The sequence below is a fragment of the Thermococcus nautili genome, from assembly GCF_000585495.1.
Taxonomy (GTDB): domain Archaea; phylum Methanobacteriota_B; class Thermococci; order Thermococcales; family Thermococcaceae; genus Thermococcus; species Thermococcus nautili.
In genome coordinates, this window is sequence record NZ_CP007264.1 from 85,418 (window position 1) to 102,932 (window position 17,515).

The 17,515-nt window shown below is 56.6% G+C and carries 17 protein-coding genes; 10 read left to right on the forward strand and 7 right to left on the reverse strand.

From position 1 onward, the window contains the following. Window positions 1–22: 22 nt before the first annotated feature. Window positions 23–1,351 carry a CoA-disulfide reductase gene (cdr, locus tag BD01_RS00470; protein ID WP_042688810.1) on the forward strand — a complete coding sequence of 443 codons (1,329 nt, stop codon included), beginning with the start codon at window positions 23–25 and terminating at the stop codon, window positions 1,349–1,351. Window positions 1,352–1,353: 2 nt separating this feature from the next. On the opposite strand, the gene BD01_RS00475 is transcribed toward cdr, so the two are convergent. Continuing rightward, a complete protein-coding gene (locus BD01_RS00475) occupies window positions 1,354–2,598 on the reverse strand; it encodes an MFS transporter (protein WP_042688812.1) in 1,245 nt (414 codons plus the stop codon). Between the two features lie 130 nt (window positions 2,599–2,728). On the opposite strand from BD01_RS00475, the gene BD01_RS00480 reads away from it, so the two are divergent. Genes BD01_RS00480 through BD01_RS00510 form a run of 7 tightly spaced genes read left to right on the forward strand, consistent with a single transcriptional unit; the run spans window position 2,729 to window position 8,977 of the window. Beyond that, window positions 2,729–3,520, forward strand: a complete 792-nt coding sequence (locus BD01_RS00480) for a hypothetical protein (protein WP_042688816.1) — start codon at window positions 2,729–2,731, stop codon at window positions 3,518–3,520. A gap of 3 nt (window positions 3,521–3,523) precedes the next feature. After that, complete coding sequence (locus BD01_RS00485) at window positions 3,524–3,766, forward strand: DUF4405 domain-containing protein (protein WP_042688818.1); 243 nt, start codon at window positions 3,524–3,526, stop codon at window positions 3,764–3,766. A gap of 39 nt (window positions 3,767–3,805) precedes the next feature. Then, the gene (locus BD01_RS00490) at window positions 3,806–4,750 is read left to right on the forward strand and encodes a radical SAM protein (RefSeq protein WP_042688820.1); all 945 of its coding nucleotides are present in this window, start codon (window positions 3,806–3,808) and stop codon (window positions 4,748–4,750) included. Between the two features lie 24 nt (window positions 4,751–4,774). Beyond that, on the forward strand, window positions 4,775–6,211 hold the full coding sequence (locus BD01_RS00495; protein WP_042688821.1) for a potassium channel family protein: 1,437 nt from the start codon (window positions 4,775–4,777) through the stop codon (window positions 6,209–6,211). A 4-nt stretch (window positions 6,212–6,215) separates the two neighbouring features. Next, the gene (locus tag BD01_RS00500) at window positions 6,216–7,343 is read left to right on the forward strand and encodes an ATP-NAD kinase family protein (RefSeq protein WP_042688824.1); all 1,128 of its coding nucleotides are present in this window, start codon (window positions 6,216–6,218) and stop codon (window positions 7,341–7,343) included. 56 nt (window positions 7,344–7,399) lie between these two features. After that, complete coding sequence (locus tag BD01_RS00505) at window positions 7,400–8,305, forward strand: hypothetical protein (RefSeq protein ID WP_042688825.1); 906 nt, start codon at window positions 7,400–7,402, stop codon at window positions 8,303–8,305. A gap of 60 nt (window positions 8,306–8,365) precedes the next feature. Then, window positions 8,366–8,977 (forward strand): hypothetical protein, encoded by a 612-nt coding sequence (locus tag BD01_RS00510; RefSeq protein ID WP_042688828.1) that lies wholly within the window; start codon window positions 8,366–8,368, stop codon window positions 8,975–8,977. Here the strand turns inward: BD01_RS00510 and BD01_RS00515 are convergent. Together BD01_RS00515 and BD01_RS00520 are read right to left on the reverse strand one after the other, a co-directional pair. Then, complete coding sequence (locus BD01_RS00515; RefSeq protein ID WP_042688830.1) at window positions 8,974–10,173, reverse strand: cysteine desulfurase; 1,200 nt, start codon at window positions 10,171–10,173, stop codon at window positions 8,974–8,976. The two genes, BD01_RS00510 and BD01_RS00515, sit on opposite strands and share 4 nt — an antisense overlap. After that, on the reverse strand, window positions 10,170–10,463 hold the full coding sequence (locus BD01_RS00520; RefSeq protein WP_042688831.1) for a hypothetical protein: 294 nt from the start codon (window positions 10,461–10,463) through the stop codon (window positions 10,170–10,172). The genes BD01_RS00515 and BD01_RS00520 overlap by 4 nt, the downstream gene beginning before the upstream one ends. Window positions 10,464–10,586: 123 nt before the next feature. On the opposite strand from BD01_RS00520, the gene BD01_RS00525 reads away from it, so the two are divergent. After that, on the forward strand, window positions 10,587–11,315 hold the full coding sequence (locus BD01_RS00525) for an ATP-binding protein (RefSeq protein WP_042688833.1): 729 nt from the start codon (window positions 10,587–10,589) through the stop codon (window positions 11,313–11,315). A 275-nt stretch (window positions 11,316–11,590) separates the two neighbouring features. After that, window positions 11,591–13,531: an acetate--CoA ligase gene (acs, locus tag BD01_RS00530; protein ID WP_042688834.1), complete on the forward strand. Its 1,941-nt coding sequence runs from the start codon at window positions 11,591–11,593 to the stop codon at window positions 13,529–13,531. Here acs and hypE read toward each other — a convergent pair. From hypE to hypF, 4 genes are read right to left on the reverse strand one after another with little or no spacing between them, the layout of a single operon-like run. Continuing rightward, a complete protein-coding gene (hypE, locus tag BD01_RS00535) occupies window positions 13,528–14,544 on the reverse strand; it encodes a hydrogenase expression/formation protein HypE (RefSeq protein ID WP_042688835.1) in 1,017 nt (338 codons plus the stop codon). The genes acs and hypE overlap by 4 nt on opposite strands. A 2-nt stretch (window positions 14,545–14,546) precedes the next feature. Further along, complete coding sequence (locus BD01_RS00540) at window positions 14,547–14,747, reverse strand: hypothetical protein (protein WP_042688838.1); 201 nt, start codon at window positions 14,745–14,747, stop codon at window positions 14,547–14,549. Continuing rightward, window positions 14,744–15,070, reverse strand: coding sequence for a nucleotidyltransferase family protein (locus BD01_RS00545; RefSeq protein WP_042693068.1), 327 nt, complete (start codon window positions 15,068–15,070; stop codon window positions 14,744–14,746). The genes BD01_RS00540 and BD01_RS00545 overlap by 4 nt, the downstream gene beginning before the upstream one ends. 44 nt (window positions 15,071–15,114) lie before the next feature. Beyond that, entirely contained in the window at window positions 15,115–17,433 is a 2,319-nt protein-coding gene (gene hypF / locus BD01_RS00550; protein WP_042688841.1) for a carbamoyltransferase HypF, read from the reverse strand. Window positions 17,434–17,515: the final 82 nt, after the last annotated feature.

Genomic DNA, 17,515 nt, shown 5'->3' on the forward strand with positions numbered 1-17,515 from the left:
AGGTTTTGAACCCTTCTCGGTGATGTGGATGAAGAGGGTCGTTATCATCGGTGGCGGAGCGGCCGGAATGAGCACCGCCTCGCGCGTCAAGAGGCTCAAGCCCGAGTGGGACGTCAAGGTCTTTGAAGCGACTGAGTGGGTCAGCCACGCCCCCTGTGGGATTCCGTACGTTGTCGAGGGAATCTCGCCGACTGAAAAGCTCATGCATTATCCGCCCGAGGTCTTCATCAAGAAGCGTGGCATAGACCTCCACCTCAAGGCAGAGGTCATCGAGGTCGGCCAGGGCTACGTCAGGGTCAGGGAAGAGGACGGTGAGCACACCTACGAGTGGGACTATTTGGTTTTCGCCAACGGCGCCTCGCCCAGGGTTCCCGCCGTTGAGGGGATAGACCTCCCGGGCGTCTTCAAGGCCGACCTCCCGCCCGATGCCGTCGCCATCAGGGAGTACATGGAGAAGAACCGCGTGGAGGACGTTGTAATCATTGGAGGTGGCTACATAGGCGTTGAGATGGCCGAGGCCTTCTCAGCCCAGGGCAAGAACGTCACCCTCATCGAGCGCGGGGAGAGGGTTATGAAGAAGGCCTTCGACAAGGAAATCACCGACGTCCTTGAGGAGGAGATGAGGAAGCGGATAAACCTCCGCACAGAGGAAATCCTCATGCGCATTGAAGGTAAGGAGAAAGTTGAGAAGGTAATCACCGACGCCGGCGAGTACAAGGCCGACATCGTGATTCTCGCAACTGGAATAAAACCCAACGTCGAGCTGGCCAAGGAGATAGGCGTCAGGATAGGAGAGACGGGGGCGATATGGACAAACGAGAGGATGCAGACGAGCGTTGAGAACGTCTATGCAGCGGGAGACGTCGCCGAGACGAAGCACCTCATAACCGGAAGGCGCGTCTGGATTCCGCTCGCTCCGGCAGGAAACAAGATGGGCTACGTCGCGGGAAGCAACATCGCCGGTAAAGAGCTCCACTTCCCCGGCGTGCTGGGAACGAGCGTCACCAAGTTCTTCGATGTTGAAATAGGCAAGACCGGCCTGACCGAGGCTGAGGCGATAAAAGAAGGCTACGACGTCAGGACGGCCTTCATAAAGGCGAGCACGAGGCCCCACTACTATCCGGGGGCGAGGCCGATATGGCTGAAGGGCGTTGTTGACAACGAGACCAACAGGCTCCTCGGCGTTCAGGCTGTAGGTGCTGAAATCCTCCCGAGGATTGACACGGCAGCGGCGATGCTTACGGCGGGCTTCACGACGAAGGACGCCTTCTTCACGGATTTGGCCTACGCACCGCCCTTCGCGCCGGTCTGGGACCCGCTGATAGTCCTTGCAAGGGTTCTCAAGTTCTGACCTTAGCTCATTCTTTTTATCACCGCGAGGCTACCGCCGACGAGCAGGACTGCCAGTCCAAGCGTCGGCCCGAAACCCACCGCAGAGACCAGGGAACCGCCGAGGGCGCTTCCTGCAACGTAGCCCGCGGAGCTCAGGACGTTGTAGGTTCCCATCGCGCTTCCCTTCTCGCGCTCTCCGGCTTTTTCTCCCACTATTCCCGTTGACGAGAGGCTTATGAAGGCCCACGAGTAGCCGGTGAGGACGTAGGAGGCCATGACGAGGGGCAACGCCCCGCCAGCCCATACCGCGAGCAGGGCAACGGAGAACGCCCCCATTCTGATGAGCAGGCCCTTCGTAAGCGTTGCCCTCTTGTCCCTCATGCCCTGACCGACCCGGGTGTAGTTGAGGGCCGAGATGACCGAGTTGACGATGAGGGCCAGGTAGACGACCTCGGTTCCGTAGCCGGAGTCCCTTATCAGCACGGGCATCTGGGGGAAGTAGAGACCGATGGCGACCCAGAGGAGGACGAGAGAGATATAGAGTTCCCGCAGGCTTGCGGGGAGGCTCAGGTTGGTGTGCAGGACGAAGCTCGGGAAGTAGCGGGTCTTCTCGACGACGTAGTTCCCGAAGGCCCTTATTGCCCTCCTGTTGATATAAACTGGCGCCTCCCTTATGGTTCTGTGGGCCAGAGGGAGCGCGGGAAGGCCGAGGAGCGCGAAGGTGGCGAAGAGCTCTGGTACGCTCAGGTAGCGTGAAAGGCCGAAGCCGATTAGCAGGCCGAACGCCCAGTCCCACCCGCTTATCTCGTTGAACTTGCCTATCCCGTAGTCCCAGCGGTGCTTCCTAACGCTCCTCAGGACGAGTGCTATTGGAACGGGGAGCGTTGAGGCGAGGAAGAAGGAGTAGAGCGTGTTGACGGCAATCAGCTGGAGCGGTGTCCTTGAGAGCGCCATCAGGGGCAGGAACAGGGGGACGCTCGCGAAGCCGAGCAGTATGAAGGGCTTTCTCCTCAGGGTTCTGTCGCTCAGCCTGCCCCAGAACAGTGCACCGAGCATCGAAGCCAGACTCGCCAGCGCGAAGGCTATTCCAACGGTTGATGCACTTCCGCCGAGTTCGAGGATGTACAGGCTGACCAGTGCGGAACTTCCACCCGTGGCTATCTTGAAGGGCACGAAAGAGTAAAACCACCTCGGCACGTCCGGAATCCTGCTGTACCTGCCCGACACCGATGCGTTTCTGACCGCAACCGCTACCCTCTGGCTCATCGAACCACCTTGAGGGTGCGCCGGGGGCGTTTTGATTTAAAAAGGTTCCTGACGCAACAGTGCCTGTGCTGTCTGAATGTGTGCATTGGGGCAGAAAGGTTTAAAAAATGTTACATATGCAATGCCTATCATGGAGAGGAAACTTGTAATCTCGTTCATACTTTGCCTTCTCTTCACGGCACTCCCGTTTGCGGTGAACTATGCCAACGAGAGAATCGGCACGGGCTCCACACCGCTTCCGTCACCTCCCTCCGGGCCAGTCAACGGCGTTTACTACATCGGTTCCCTTACCTCCCACCAGGGAGACGACATACTCTGCGTTATCCCCGCGGAGGCATACGTCGAGAAACCCGGAACGCTCGTAACGCTCAACGTCACGGTCAGGTTCAAGCACGCCCAGCCGTGCCCCTATTCGGACTGGAAGATAACGACCGAGAACCCTGTTAACGTCGAGGTCGTGAACGAGACCAAGACCGAGCTGAAGGACGCCTACACTGCCTTCAAGCAGTACACTGTGAAAGTCCTCGGCAACGGGAGCATAGACGTGGTCTTCCACTACGGCACCGGCTGTCCCTACGGAACTGAGGAGAGGGTCACGGTGGAGTTCTACATAGGGGCCCCCAACGGCACCGAGCTCAACCAGAGCGCCCCCTCGCTGGAGGAGGTTCTGAACACGACTTCCGTGAACGTTACCGGCGTGATAAAGGCCGTTGATACCGCCCTTAGGGCCGTCGTCGTGGAGAACTACACGATTGAGATTAGGGGCCGCTGGACAGGACCGGACAACGAGAGCCTCACCTGGCGTGACATGCTCGCACTACTGAAGCCCGGCGAGAGGGTGACGATACTCGCCAGCGAGGAGGACGGGTCGCTCAAGGCCGACGTTATAGTCATAGACGGAAAAACCTACAGGAAGGGGTGAGCCATGAAGTGCAACCTTAGAATGTGCGTCTCGCTGTTGCTCTTCGCCCTCTGGCTAATCACGGGAATAACGGGCACGATACTCCTCATCGGCCCGCTGACAGCGAAACTCGGCCACCCGTTGCCGGTCTCGACCGCCGACACACTGCACATTTACCTTGGCTTCGCCTTCTTCGGCCTCTCGATAGTCCACATAGCCCTCAACTGGAGCGCCCTGAAGGCCTACTTCAGGAACCTCACCCGCTAAGCTTATACGCTCTTAGGTCAACCTAATTCCGGTGGTGCTATGCTCGCCTTCGGTCCCGTCCCATCGAGGAGGCTCGGCAGGAGCCTTGGGGTCAACAACATACCGGACAAGGTCTGCTCCTACGCGTGCGTCTACTGCCAGATAGGCAGAACCCTGAGGATGGAAATCGAGCGGAAGCCCTTCTACGAGCCGGAGTTCCTCTTTGAGGAGGTCTCGAAGAAGGTCGAGGAAGCGAGAAGGAAGGGCGAGAGGATTGACTACATCACCTTCGTCCCGGACGGCGAGCCAACGCTCGATATAAACCTCGGCATCGAGGTCGAGCTTCTGAGGGAACTCGAAGTCCCGCTCGCGATACTTACCAACTCGTCCCTCATCTGGCGCGAGGACGTAAGGGCGGACCTTTCGGCCTTCGACTTCGTCTCGCTCAAGCTCGATGCAGTAAGCGAGCCCCTCTGGAGGAAGATAGACAGGCCCCACAAGAGCCTCTCGCTCGGGAGAATCCTTGACGGTATGTTAACCTTTAGAGACGACTTCGATGGAACGCTTGTAACCGAGACGATGCTCATTAACATTGACTACGGCGACGAGCTCGAAAGGATAGCCGACTTCCTCGCGGAGCTTAAACCGGATAAGGCCTACATAGCCGTCCCCACGAGGCCACCGGCGGAGAAGTGGGTTGAGCCAGCGAGTGAGGAAACGATAAACCTCGCCTACCAGCTCTTCAGCGAGCGCCTCGGCGGAAAAGTTGAATACCTCATCGGCTACGAGGGCAACGCCTTCGCGAGCACGGGAAACGTCGTCGAGGACATTCTGTCCATAACTGCAGTTCACCCGATGCGCGAGGAAGCATTGAGGGAGCTCTTGGAGAAGAACAACGCCGGCTGGGACGTGGTTGAGAGGCTTTTGGAGGAGGGGAAGCTGATAAGGCTGAACTACCGGGGCGAGACCTTCTACATGCGGGCCTTGAAGAGCAGAAAACCTTAATAGCACTCTCCTGAACTCGGAACGATGTGCGAGTACACCTTTGAAAACGGAAAAAAGTGCCGCCTGAAGCCAGTTGAGGGGTCGAAGTACTGCCCCCTCCACATTCCCTACGACGAGGGCGAGTTCCTACTGGGTGAAAGCATAAAGGAGCTGAAGGCTGAAACCTTCCAGAGGAGGCTCAAGGTCGGTCAGAGCTACTTCGAGGGCGTTTACCTCTACGACGTTACGATTAAGGACTACCGGAGCGAGAGGATTCTCGTCTTCAAGAACTCCCAAATCAAGAGCCTTATAATAGAGGATTCGAACTTCAAGGGGCTCGTTCTGCTGAACTCGACCGTGGACAGGGTTATTCTCTTCCAGTCAAAGGTTGAGGTCATCCTCGTCAAGGGCTCAACAGTCTTCGGCCTCAACGTGCTCCGCGTGGACTTCTCCAGCAACATCTCAATCAGGGATTCAAGCGTCAAGTACCTCATGCTGAACTCGACCCAGTACGTTGGCGAAGGCGAGGAGGAAACCTACGGTGGAAGGAGCGCCAAGGGCCTAATCGAGCTCTCGAACCTGAGGGACGTTAGGAGAATAGGGGTAAACACAAGATACCCCCTGCTCAGAAAAATCCTGGAGGAGCACGGGGTCAACGTTTCTGAGGCCGGCAGGAGGACGGTAAAGGTCCGCTCGCTCGTCATCCGCGACGTTTCCTTCGACACCGCGCCGAGGTTTAAGAGACAGGTCAGGCTTTCAATCGCGGGGTTCTCCGGAAACCTCGTTCTGGAGAATCTTGACGTCTTCGGCCACGTTGAGGTCAAGTGGAGCCACCTGAAGAGCCCCGAGTTCGTTCACGTCTTCGTCCACAGCAACCTGATAATCCGGAAGAGCCAGGTCAACGTGGATTCAACGTGGATTATGACAGTCCTTCCGAGCCTGCCCCTTGAACTCACCGTTGAGGGCTTCATGATAATCGAGGACTGCCGCTTCAACAACCCCTACGCGGAGGAGGTCTTCTACCGCCTCGCGAGGACGAGCTGGGAGCGTAGCGGGGACTTCGAGAGGGCAGACCAGTACTACTACCTTGAGATGGTCGCCAGGAGGAAGGCGCGCCTGAGGGCGAGGCGGAAGGGCATTAAAAAGCTCGTGGACCGCTTTGAGGTTGCCTTCGAGTGGCTCTTCGCGGACTTGACCTGCAAGTACGGAACCGACTGGAAGAGGCCGATAATGATATGGCTCTTCGCCGTCAACGTCCTGTTTCCCGTCCTGTTCTTCGTCACGGGGAGCGTTCAGGGGCTTTCCAACAGTCTGAGCTTCCTCGACTACGAGTACTTCAGCATTGTAACGGCAACTACCCTCGGCTACGGTGACTACCACCCGATAGGCGTCGGCAGGGTCATAGCGTCGGTCGAGGCGCTCTTCGGAATGTTCATGTGGGCTGTCTTCCTCACGGTGTTCGCGAGGAAGTACATGAGGTGAGAGCGTGATAGGGCTCATCGTGAACCCGATAGCGGGAATGGGCGGTAAGGTGGCCCTCAAGGGCACCGATGGAGTTGTTGAGGAGGCCATCAGACGGGGAGCCAGGCCGGTTTCCCCGGACCTCGTTCGGCTCTTCCTGCGTGAGCTTTCCCACTACCCCGAGGCCCGCTCGATAACCTTCCTCACCGGCCCCGGCCTGCTCGGCGAGGACTACCTTAGGGAGTCCGGCTTCCGCTTTGAGGTCATCCCCATCGAGTTCCGCTACCGCGAGGTCAACGGCGTTAGAATCCCCGACACCAGTTCGGAGCACACCAAAAGGCTCGCCCGCAAGATGCTCGGGAAAGTTAAGCTCATAGTCTTCGCCGGCGGTGATGGGACCGCGAGGGACGTTGTTAGCGCGGTCGGTAGGAAGGTTCCAATCCTGGGGATTCCGACGGGGGTCAAGATGTACTCCGGCGTCTTCGCGGTTTCGCCTGAGAAGGCCGCTGAAGTCCTCGTTAGGTTCCTGCGTGGAGAAACTAAACTTGAGGAGAGGGAAGTGAGGGACATCGACGAGGAGGCTTTCAGGAGGGACGAGGTCAGGGCGAAGACCTACGGAAAGGCCCTCGTTCCGGTCGTCGAGAACCTTGTGCAGGGGAGCAAGGAGGCTGTGAAGGCCGACGAGGCCGGGGAGCTTGAAGCCCTGGCCGAGGCCGTCGCGGAGGAAATCCTTGAAAGCGAGGGGATTTATTTCCTCGGCTCGGGCTCGACGGTAAAGAGGATAAAGGACCGGCTTGGTATCGACGGGACACTTCTCGGCGTTGACGTCGTTGAGGTAAGGGACGGAGAGGCCAAACTCCTCGTCAAGGACGCCACTGAGAAGGACCTGCTCCGGTTTGCTGATAGGAATCCAAGGGTCGTCGTCACGGTAATCGGCGGGGCAAACTTCCTCTTCGGCAGGGGCAACCAGCAGTTCTCGGCCGAAGTCCTCAGGAGAATCCCGAAGGAGAACGTAATCGTCGTTGCAACGCCGGACAAGCTGACCGGCCCGATTCGCGTTTATACCGGCGACCGGGAAGTTGACGGGAAGTTCAGGGGTTACATTAGGGTGCGCGTGAGTCCCTGGATGGAGAAGCTTGTCAAAGTCGTTTAGGCGTTTAAACCGGAAGCCGTTTATAGAATCACCTCCTATTTTCTCCGGTGGTTCTCATGAGACACAGCAGGATAGCGGTTAAGGTTCTCGATGGTGAGGAACCCGTCTTCTACGACCCCGTGTACCACGGCAGGACGCTGAAGGTCTTCGGGATGGACGATTATCCCGTCAGGTTCCTCTCATACGTTATCGGTGAGTACCGGAAGCTCGGCTACTCGGCGGTCGTCTTCGACACCACCGGGGAGGTTGAGGGGGACTTTGATGAAGTAATCGAGGTTCGCGATGGTGCCAGCCTCGGCCTCGACCCGATAAAGCTCTACAAGGCCGGCTACTTCGACCCGTACACCGCGGTCACCATCGTCCAAACACTGTACGGCCTCGACAGGGCTTTAACGGACAGGCTCTACGTTGACGTGCTCCTCGGCAAGGTTTCGAGCGTTCCCGAGGCGGTCAAGAGGAACGAGAAGTACTCGGAGGTTATCCTTGAGAGCTACACTCCCCTCGACGAGGCGCTGTACAGCGGCGAGCCACCGAAGCTTGAGGGAAGCGTTAGGGTGAACCTCGGCGAGACCAGGAGCATAACCCTCGTCGGCATAGCGTTCCTCACCCTCGCGGCAGCCTTTGAGAAGAGGCGCGAGACGGTTGTTGGCCTCGTTGACGGCGCCGTTCTCGGCTACACAACGGCTGGAAGCGCGGCAATGCCTTTGCTCACGAGGCCGTTGAAGCGCAGGGTTACCGTTGTCGCGAGCCAGTACGTCCTTGACTCGCTTCTGAACATAGCCGGCCCGACACTCCTCCTCTACCACGACCCCGACGTTCAGTCCCTCGTTTACGAGACGAGCGGTGTTCCGCCGGGCCCGACGAGGAAGTTTGTTGGCAAAAAGGCCGGAACGCTGATAACGAGGAGCCCTGAGAGCGTTGATGTCCTTCACGGTGGGTTGCCCGAAGGTGTTCTTCGGTGAACATCTTCGCCCTTCAATAACTTTTTTAAAGGTCCCGCGTACTTTTACTGGTGAGTAAATATGGTGTATTACGAACACGCCACAAATCCAATTGTATTCGGAACGCTCCTTTCGGTTTACTACTTTGCTGTAATCGTTGCGCTTATCGCGTGGTTCTGGAGTTCCTACCAGTACATCCGAAAGGGGAAGTACCGGCTGAAGAGACTGGCGGGGTTCCTTTTGATAGCGATTTTTCTCACGTCGCTTTCAGGTGCCAGGTTGCTCGACAAGTACCTGTACCTTCACTCGCCGGTTAACAGCGATTTCTGCATGACGTCATCGTGTGTTCTGTCCTCTACGGGCATTAAAACGTATAACCTAAACACCACAGAACTTGAAAAGCTCGGCGTCCCCAGTGTTGGTCCCATGTGGGTCTATGCCCTTTACGACGTTGGCCCGAGCTACAGACTTGGAGTCCAAAAGCTCTTAAGAGCCCTTGTTGTCGTTCGCCCTCTGCTCGTGGTTCCTGCCGTTGAGGTTTACGTTTACACCTTCCAGAACGGCCATTTCATTGAGAAGCAAAAATTCTACGTCTTCTGGCCAAAATCTCCTGGAACCGTCCTCACCGAGAAGCTCGATTTTGAATTTACAGTGTTGATAGTTCGTGGTGGGGGTGGGGGAGGGGGCGCTTAGCCCCTCAGCCCCTTAACCAGCTCCTCAAGAACGCCGAGGAACGTCTCAACCTCCTCAAGGCTGTTGTAGACGTGGAACGAAGCCCTCACCGTTCCGTTTATTCCTAACTTCTTCATCACCGGCAGGGCGCAGTGGTGACCGGAGCGAACCATTATGTTGTTTTCATCTAGTATCGCCGCGACGTCGTGCGGGTGGAGCGGCGGGACGTTGAAGCTAACGACTCCAGCGTGCTTGTCGATGTTCCTCGGCCCGTACCAGGGAATCTCAAGCTCGTCAAGGCCTTCCGTAGTGCGCTTAACGAGCTTCCTCTCCTGCCTCTCGATTCTGTCGAGACCAATCCTCTCGATGTACCTTATTCCTGCAGCCAATCCTATCGCACCGCCTATGTTCGGCGTTCCGGCCTCGAACCGCTCTGGCGGCTCGGTCAGCTTGTAACCGTCAAGGGAAACGTCCTCAATCGTTCCACCGCCGATTAGCGGCGGCTCGAAGACGTCAAAGAACTCCTCGTTGATGTAGAGGACGCCTATTCCCGTCGGCCCCATCGGCCCCTTGTGGCCGGAAAAGGCCAGGAAGTCCGCGTGTAGTTTCCTAACGTCAACCTCCATGTGGCCAGCGCTCTGGGCGGCATCAACAACGAATATCGCTCCTTCCTCCTTCGCCATCTTTCCGAGCTCCTCGACCTCGTGGATGACACCGAGCGCATTTGAAACGTGCTGAACCGCGACGAGCTTCGCTCCCTTAATCTTCTTTTCCGCATCGCTTAAATTGAGGTTGCCCTCGTCGTCCCCGTCAATGAACTCGAGCCTAAGGTTGAGCTTTTTAGCCAATCTCTGCCAGGGAAGTAAATCCGAGTGGTGCTCGTACGGGGTCGTGACTATCTTGTCCCCGGGCTTGAAGATGCCCTCAAGGCCGAGGGCAACAAGGTTGAGGCTCTCGCTCGTGTTCTTGGTGAACGCTATCTCCTCAAACTTCGCGTTGATGAAGTCCGCAACCACTTTCCTGCTCTCCTCGTACTTGTGCGTCGCCATCTGCGACAGCCTGTGCACACCGCGGTGGACGTTGGCCCTGTACTTAAGGTAGTACTCGTCCATGGCATCTACAACCGGCTTCGGCGTGAGCGAAGTAGCCGTGTTGTCGAAGTAGATAACCTCGCTCGTCAGCGGTATGTCCTTCCTAACATCTTCCGGAATCCTCACGCTACCACCTCCAGAACCCCGGCGCAGTCGTAAACAATCCTCGCGATTTCCTCTCCTTTCTTTGCATCCTCTAAGAGTTTGACGATTATCTTCCCGCTCGGGTAAACGCTAACCTCGTAGCCCTCCATCTCCAGGATTAGCATCATTCCGGGCAGGAGCTTTTTTACCGTGTAACCCCTCTCCTTCAAACACTGGGCCGTTTTCGTCAGGTCGAGCTTTATTCTCTTCTCCCACGAGTAGGCCCCTATAACGACGCCCTTCATCGTGACGCAGGGTTTCGAGATAATCACCCTTCACCACCGCTCTTATCTTTGCGGGAGCCTTTATACCACTTTCCTGAACCTGAAGTTGGAAACAAGAATGAACCAAAGCCCTTATAAATCGTGCTACTTTTTTGCCCGATGGTGATACGAATGAAGGTTCTCGTGAGCGGTAAGGGCGGTTGCGGAAAAAGCACGATAAGCGCGATGCTCGGCAAGTATCTGGCCGGAAAAGGCTACCGCGTGCTAATAATAGACGCCGACGAGTCAAACCCGGGCCTCTACAGGATGCTCGGCCTCCCGAAGGTGAAAACCCTCGCCGAGCACCTCGGCGGGAAGAAGAGGGCCAAAATCCTCATGGCGGCCGAGGGACAGGGTGAGCTCGACGAGGAGCTCTTCAACTGGACGCTCGACGAGATTCCTAAGGAGATTCTGGCCAGAAAGGGCAACCTCGCCGTTCTCACGATAGGGAAGATTGAAGAGGCTGAAGAGGGCTGTGCCTGCCCCTACGGATTCCTTGCCAGAAAGCTCCTCGAGGGCATAAAGCTGAAGGAGGACGAGGTCATCATCGTCGACACCGAGGCGGGCATAGAGCACTTCGGAAGGGGCGTTGACAAGTACGTTGACGTCGTCATCGACGTCGCAGAGCCATCCGCCGAGTCCATAGAGCTCTCGAAGAAAATAAAAGCGCTGAGCGAGAGCCTCGGCCTGAAGCACGTTCTCGTTCTCAACAAAGCCCTGCCCGGCGTCGAGGAGGAACTGCCGGTTAAGCCCGACGTGGTCATTCCCTTCGACCAGAACTTCATACTCGACAGCCTGAAGGGCAAGGAAGTCGAACTGATAGAGCAGATAGAAGAGCTGTGGAGGATAATCAACGGATGAACACATTTGAAAAACCTTTGACAGTCTGACGTTGCTTTCTCGCATTTTTACACATTTCTGTAAACATTTGCGGGATTTTTTCGGAATCTTTCGACGGTTCTTTGTTAATTGGCACTCCCCACACCTTTGTTTCGACGAACGGCTATTCTGCTTTCGGCGTTCGGCTAATTAGCTTTCCCTAACTCTTTTTCGACTTTTGTCGTCCATCACTTTGACAATCAACGAAAGAATTTTAAGGTTTCCTAATTTCCATTTCTGAGAAGCGAGGTGGTAGCATGCAGATAGGCGAAGGATTCCTCAAGGAGAGGTACCTGCCACTAGAGGCCTTCAGGGAGGAGCACAGGAAGTCCATAGAGAACATCGAGGAGTTCTGGGCAGAGCAGGCGAAGGTTCTCGACTGGTTCAAGACCTGGGAGAAGGTCCTCGACGACTCAAAGGCGCCCTTCTTCCGCTGGTTCGTCGGAGGTCAGCTCAACGCGAGCTACAATGCCCTCGACAGGCACGTTAAGGCAGGAAAGAGAAACCGGGCCGCGATAATCTGGGAGAGCGAACGCGGTGAGACGAGAACGCTCACTTACTACGAGCTCTACCGCGAGGTGAACCGCTTTGCTTCAGCACTGAAAAACCTCGGAGTCGAGAAGGGCGACAGAGTCGTCATCTACATGCCCCTCGTTCCAGAAGTGGTCGTAGCAATGCTCGCCAGCGCGAGGATTGGAGCGATTCACAGCGTTGTATTCTCGGGCTTCTCGGCGGAAGCATTAGCAACGAGAATCAACGACGCAAGGGCGAAGGTCGTCATTACCGCCGACTACCTCTACAGGCGCGGTAAGAAGCTCAACCTCAAGGAGATAGTTGACAAGGCCCTCCTCGAAACGCCGAGCGTTGAAAGCGTCGTCGTCCTGGGGAGGGAAGAAAACGGCGTCAACATGGTCGAGGGCAGAGACTACGACTGGAACGAACTCCTCGACGGGGCCGAGCGCTACGTTGAGCCCGTTCCGGTCGAGAGCAACCACCCGCTGTTCATCCTCTACACGAGCGGAACCACCGGAAAGCCCAAGGGAATCGTCCACTCCACCGGTGGCTACCTCGTCTACGTGGCCAAGACGATGGAGTGGGCGTGGGGAATAACCGAGAGCGACCTCTTCTGGAACACCGCAGATGTTGGCTGGATAACGGGCCACAGCTACCTCGTCTACGGGCCCTTAACGCTTGGTCTTACGGTGATGATGTACGAAGGAGCGCTCAACTATCCAAAGCCCGACAGGCCCTGGGAGCTGATAGAGAAGCACGGGGTAACGATATTCTACACCGCCCCAACGGCAATCAGAATGCTCATGCGCTACGGGGACGAGTGGGTGAAGAAGCACGACCTCTCAAGTTTAAGGCTCCTCGGTTCGGTCGGCGAGCCGATAAATCCAAGGGCCTGGAAGTGGTACTATGAAGTCGTTGGCGGTGGAAGGTGCCCGATAATCGACACATGGTGGCAGACCGAGACCGGTGGCTACATGATTTATCCCTCGGCCGGAATACAGTTGCCCCCGCTTAAGCCCGGCTCGGCTACTTTTCCGGGTCTCGGCGTCGATGCAGACGTTCTTAAAGCTGATGGAAGCCCGGCGGAGCCGAACGAACGCGGCTACCTCGTGATAAATAAGCCCTGGCCAGGAATGCTCCTCGGAATCTGGGGCGACGACGAGCGCTACATCAGGACCTACTGGAAGCGCTTCAGCAGGCCCGACGAGGGAATCTGGATTTACTATCCCGCTGACTACGCTATGAAGGACGACGAGGGCTACTTCTGGATATTCGGCAGGGCCGACGAGGTGCTGAACGTTTCGGGCCACAGGATTGGAACGGCGGAAATAGAGCACGCTCTGGTTCTCCACCCGGCAGTTGCCGAGGCCGCTGTGATAGGAAGGCCCGACGAGATTAAGGGCGAAGTGCCAGTTGCCTTTGTAATCCTCAAGGAGAACTGCGTTCCGAGGGAGAGCCTGAAGAAAGAGCTGATAGACTACGTCAGGGAAACCCTCGGACCGATAGCGGCTCCGGCGGAGGTGTTCTTCGTGAACAAACTGCCGAAGACGAGGAGCGGGAAGATAATGCGTCGCGTCCTAAAGGCCCTCGCCAGCGGAAAGGGCCTCGGCGACCTCTCAACGCTCGAGGACGAGGCGAGCGTAGAAGAAGTGAAAAAAGCTTTAGAAGGCTTCGAGATGCGTTAGCATATCCTCGGCACGGGGTCTCCGGCCGGAGGCTCCATGAAGCGCTTTCCGCCGATTCCGGTTTCGAGGAGGACCTTCCCTCTGTATTCTTCTATTACCTCGCCGATTATCGCCGCGTCTTTTCCTCTCTTCGTCTTTCTCATTGCCTCAAGGGCTTCCTCCGCGTACTCCCTGGCGACGACCATAACCACTTTCCCCTCGTTGGCAACATCGTAGGGACTGATTCCCAACATCTCGCTCGCGGCCCTCACCTCGGGCTTCACGGGTATTGCATCCTCCCTGACGAGGATTCCGACGTTGCTCTTCCTCGCTATCTCGTTGAGGGCGTTGCTAAGCCCGGCCCTCGTGGGGTCCTTCATCGCGTGTATATTTTCCCAGCCGATGGCGTTTGCAACTGCTTCAACGACCTCCCATATCGGTGCGACGTCGCTCTTCAGCTCGGTTTCGAAGGCTATACCCTCCCTGTGGCTCATCAGCGCTATCCCGTGGTCGCCTATCGTCCCGCTGACGAGGACTATATCCCCAACCTTCGCACCGGCGTCGCTTACCGGCTTTTCCGCGATTCCAACTCCCGCGGTAATCACGAACATCTCTATCGGCTCTTCAACGACCTTCGTGTCGCCGGTGACGATTGGAACGGGGACTTCCTTAGACGTCTCGTCCATCGAGCGGAGAACCCTCTCAAGGACTTCCATGTCAAGGCCTTCCCCGATAATCATCGAGTTTGCTAAGGCTAAAGGCTTCGCACCCATCACCGCCAAATCGTTGACCGTTCCGCTTATCGCGAGCCTGCCTATGTCACCGCCGGGGAAGAAGAGAGGCTTGACGGTGTGTCCATCGATGGTGAAGACTATGTGCTTGTCTCCGAACGGTATCGTCGCTCCGTCGTCGAGCTGGTCGAGTCCTATTCCCCCGGCGCTCTTGAGGGTCAGGGTCTTCAGTATGACGTCCCTCAGGAGCTCCTCCATTATTTCTCCGCCCGCACCGTGTTCGAGCTTTATCTTTTCACCCATTTTCAACCCTCCAGAAAGCCTTTCGAAGTTAGATAGCGCCTTGTAAATTCGAGGAATTCTTCAGCGCGCCGTATGTTTTCGCGCGCCTCTTCCTCGGTTATATCAACCACAAAGGAGTAATCTGCGGTCTGCCCGAGATTAAACGCGGTTCGAAGTTCCAAACTCTTTTCGGCCTTTTTCAGTATTTCATCGTATCCCGTCATACCTTGACCCCCTCGACATTCACGTTCCATATCAGCGGGTCGTCCTCCATTCTTGGATTAACTGGGTAAACGATGAGCGAGACAACTAACCCTTTCTCCAGAACGTATTCCTCTGTGATTTCACTGAGTCGGTCGTGCTCTTCGAGCGTTAGCCGTCTCTTGACCATGACAATCACGTCAACGTCGCTGTCTTCTTTAGCTTCGCCCCTCGCGTACGAGCCGAAGAGGATAACCTCGACTAAGTCGTCGCCGAGGATTTTGATGAGCTTTTCCTTCACCTCGCGCAGGATTTCGAGGAGCTCTTCCCTCGGGATTACGGGCATCGTCTTTTCCCTCAGAGTAAATTTCCATTTTTCCACTTAAACCTTCACAGCATCAAATCCTCCTTCGTCAGGTAGCCCTCCAGGTACAGCCCGCCGAGGAAGGCCTGGCCGACGTTTATCCCGTTGTCCCCGCGCGGGACCTCCGTTGTAACGTGGAACTTAAGGCCCGACGCCTCAACGGCTTTCCTTACTGTCTTGACTATCAGCTCGTTGTAAGCGACACCACCGCTCATCACGACGTCCTTCACGCCGAACTCTTTAGCTTTCTCGATGGCAACCCCTGCAAAGGCCCTCGCGAGGGCCAGGTGAACCGAGTAAGCTATGTCCGCCGGGGAGGCCTTTTCAAGGACGTCCAGCGCCTGCACGAACAGCTCCTCGACCTTGAGGAGTTCTCCCTCGACCGGCACCTCGAACTTGAGGTCGTTCTTGCCCTTCATCGCGAAGCTCTCGAGCTTCATCGCCGGCTCGCCCTCATAGTGCCTCCTGTAGGCCACGTTGAGCAGAACCGACAGGGCGTCGAGGACCCTTCCGGTTGACGAAGCGTAGGCGAGGTTTATCCCCTTGGCGAGCTGGTTCAGAGCAACTGAAAACTCCACCTCGCCGTACTTCAGGCTCTCCACGGCTTTTGGACAGCACTTCCTTATGACCCCTTCGAGCTCCTCGACGCTGTAAACCTTGCTCAGGATTCCCATCAGAGCCCTTAGCGGGTAGTAACTCGCCAGGTCTCCGCCGGGAAGCGGGTAGTAGTCTATATGAGCTAACCTCTCCACGTCCTCGTAGCCGAGGTAGAGCACCTCGCCACCCCACGTGTTGCCATCGGTTCCGTAACCCACTCCATCAACGGCTATTCCTACAGCGGATTCGAGGTTCTTCTCGGCTAAGACACTCGCTATGTGGGCGTAGTGGTGCTGAACTTGGAGTAGCTCCACGTTTAACTCGTTCGCAAGCTCCATTGCAAGCTTCGTCGTGTTGTAGGTCGGGTGGAGGTCGGCAACGATTAAATCGAACTCTTTAACCCGGAGAATCCTCTTGAAGTGCTCTATCGCTTCCCTCATGAACTCAAGAACCTCGACCTTTCCGGTGTTGCCGATGTACTGGCTCGGGTAGACCTTTCCGTTTTTAGCAACTCCAAAGGCGTTCATAAGCTCGGCTCCAACGGCCAGACCGCGGTAGCTGAAGGGAATCTCTATCGGGAGGGGCACAAAACCGCGGGAGCGCCTTATCACAGCCCTCTTCCCGTCAACGAAGCGAATCACGCTGTCGTCCGCGCGGTTGAGTATCCTCCTGTTGTGGAGCAGGAAGTAGTCAGCTATATCCTTCAGCTCCTCGAACGCCTTGTCGTTGTCCTTGACCATTGGCATTCCCGGGTAGTTCGCTGAGGTCATCACGTAAACCTTAGTCTTGCTCCAGTGGAAGAGGATGTAGTGCGTTCCAGCGTAGGGAAGCATGACGCCGATTGTGTGAAGCCCCGGCGCGAGGTTCTCGGGCAGGGGGAAGGGTTCCCTCTTGCGGAGCGTCACGATGGGTCTTCTATAGCTGGTCAGCTCCTCCTCTTCTTCGTTGCTCACGTAGGCGAAGCTTTTGACCGTCTCAAGCGAGTCAGCCATTATGGCGAAGGGCTTCTGGGGCCTGAAGGTTCTCCTCCTCAGCTCGGCAACGACGTCTTCCCTTGTCGCGTCGCACGCCAGATGGATTCCGCCGATTCCCTTGATGGCCACTATGTAGCCCTTATCAATCAGCTCCGCCGCCTTCCTCAGCGGGTCGCCCGTGATTTCCTCCCCGTCGCTCGTATAGAGACGGTAGCTCGGCCCGCAGACGGGACAGCAGACGGGTTCAGCATGGTAGCGCCTGTTCAGGGGGTCTTTGTACTCGCTCTCGCAGAAGTCGCACATCGGAAATTCCTTCATCGTCGTGTTCTCGCGGTCGTAGGGTAAATCCTCGATAATTGTGAACCTCGGCCCGCAGTTGGTGCAGACGATGAAGGGGTACATGTAGCGCTTGTTCGTCGGGTCGAAAAGTTCTCTCAGGCAGTCCTCGCAGATGGCTATGTCGGGCGGAATTATCGAGTCCCCACCGCTTCCGCCCTTCGAGCTCTTCTCGATGTAGAAGCGGTCGAACCCCTGGGGCGGGATTTCCTTCTTTTCGAGCCTGTCAACCCTTGCGAGGGGAGGTTTTTTCCGGTAGATGTCCTCTATGAATGCCTCTATATCCTCTTCACGGCCCTCTACGACTATCTCGACTCCGGCATCGCCGAGGTTCTTGACGTAGCCCCTCAGGTTGTGCTCGTGCGCTATTCTGTAAATGAACGGCCTGAATCCAACGGCCTGAACGATGCCCTGAACGTGAATACGGTAAGCCTTCATGCCCACCCACCGGTTTTTCTCGGTATTTGGAGCCTTTATAGGTTTTCAAAACCAAAAGTTGAAAACGAGAGTGGAGTTTTGA

Bases quoted from the DNA above. Each gene is read 5' to 3' on its own strand.
- cdr (WP_042688810.1), top strand. From the start codon at position 23: ATGTGGATGAAGAGGGTCGTTATCATCGGTGGCGGAGCGGCCGGAATG.
- BD01_RS00475 (WP_042688812.1), bottom strand. From the start codon at position 2,598: ATGAGCCAGAGGGTAGCGGTTGCGGTCAGAAACGCATCGGTGTCGGGC.
- BD01_RS00480 (WP_042688816.1), top strand. From the start codon at position 2,729: ATGGAGAGGAAACTTGTAATCTCGTTCATACTTTGCCTTCTCTTCACG.
- BD01_RS00485 (WP_042688818.1), top strand. From the start codon at position 3,524: ATGAAGTGCAACCTTAGAATGTGCGTCTCGCTGTTGCTCTTCGCCCTC.
- BD01_RS00490 (WP_042688820.1), top strand. From the start codon at position 3,806: ATGCTCGCCTTCGGTCCCGTCCCATCGAGGAGGCTCGGCAGGAGCCTT.
- BD01_RS00495 (WP_042688821.1), top strand. From the start codon at position 4,775: ATGTGCGAGTACACCTTTGAAAACGGAAAAAAGTGCCGCCTGAAGCCA.
- BD01_RS00505 (WP_042688825.1), top strand. From the start codon at position 7,400: ATGAGACACAGCAGGATAGCGGTTAAGGTTCTCGATGGTGAGGAACCC.
- BD01_RS00510 (WP_042688828.1), top strand. From the start codon at position 8,366: ATGGTGTATTACGAACACGCCACAAATCCAATTGTATTCGGAACGCTC.
- BD01_RS00525 (WP_042688833.1), top strand. From the start codon at position 10,587: ATGAAGGTTCTCGTGAGCGGTAAGGGCGGTTGCGGAAAAAGCACGATA.
- acs (WP_042688834.1), top strand. From the start codon at position 11,591: ATGCAGATAGGCGAAGGATTCCTCAAGGAGAGGTACCTGCCACTAGAG.
- hypE (WP_042688835.1), bottom strand. From the start codon at position 14,544: ATGGGTGAAAAGATAAAGCTCGAACACGGTGCGGGCGGAGAAATAATG.
- BD01_RS00540 (WP_042688838.1), bottom strand. From the start codon at position 14,747: ATGACGGGATACGATGAAATACTGAAAAAGGCCGAAAAGAGTTTGGAA.
- BD01_RS00545 (WP_042693068.1), bottom strand. From the start codon at position 15,070: ATGCCCGTAATCCCGAGGGAAGAGCTCCTCGAAATCCTGCGCGAGGTG.
- hypF (WP_042688841.1), bottom strand. From the start codon at position 17,433: ATGAAGGCTTACCGTATTCACGTTCAGGGCATCGTTCAGGCCGTTGGA.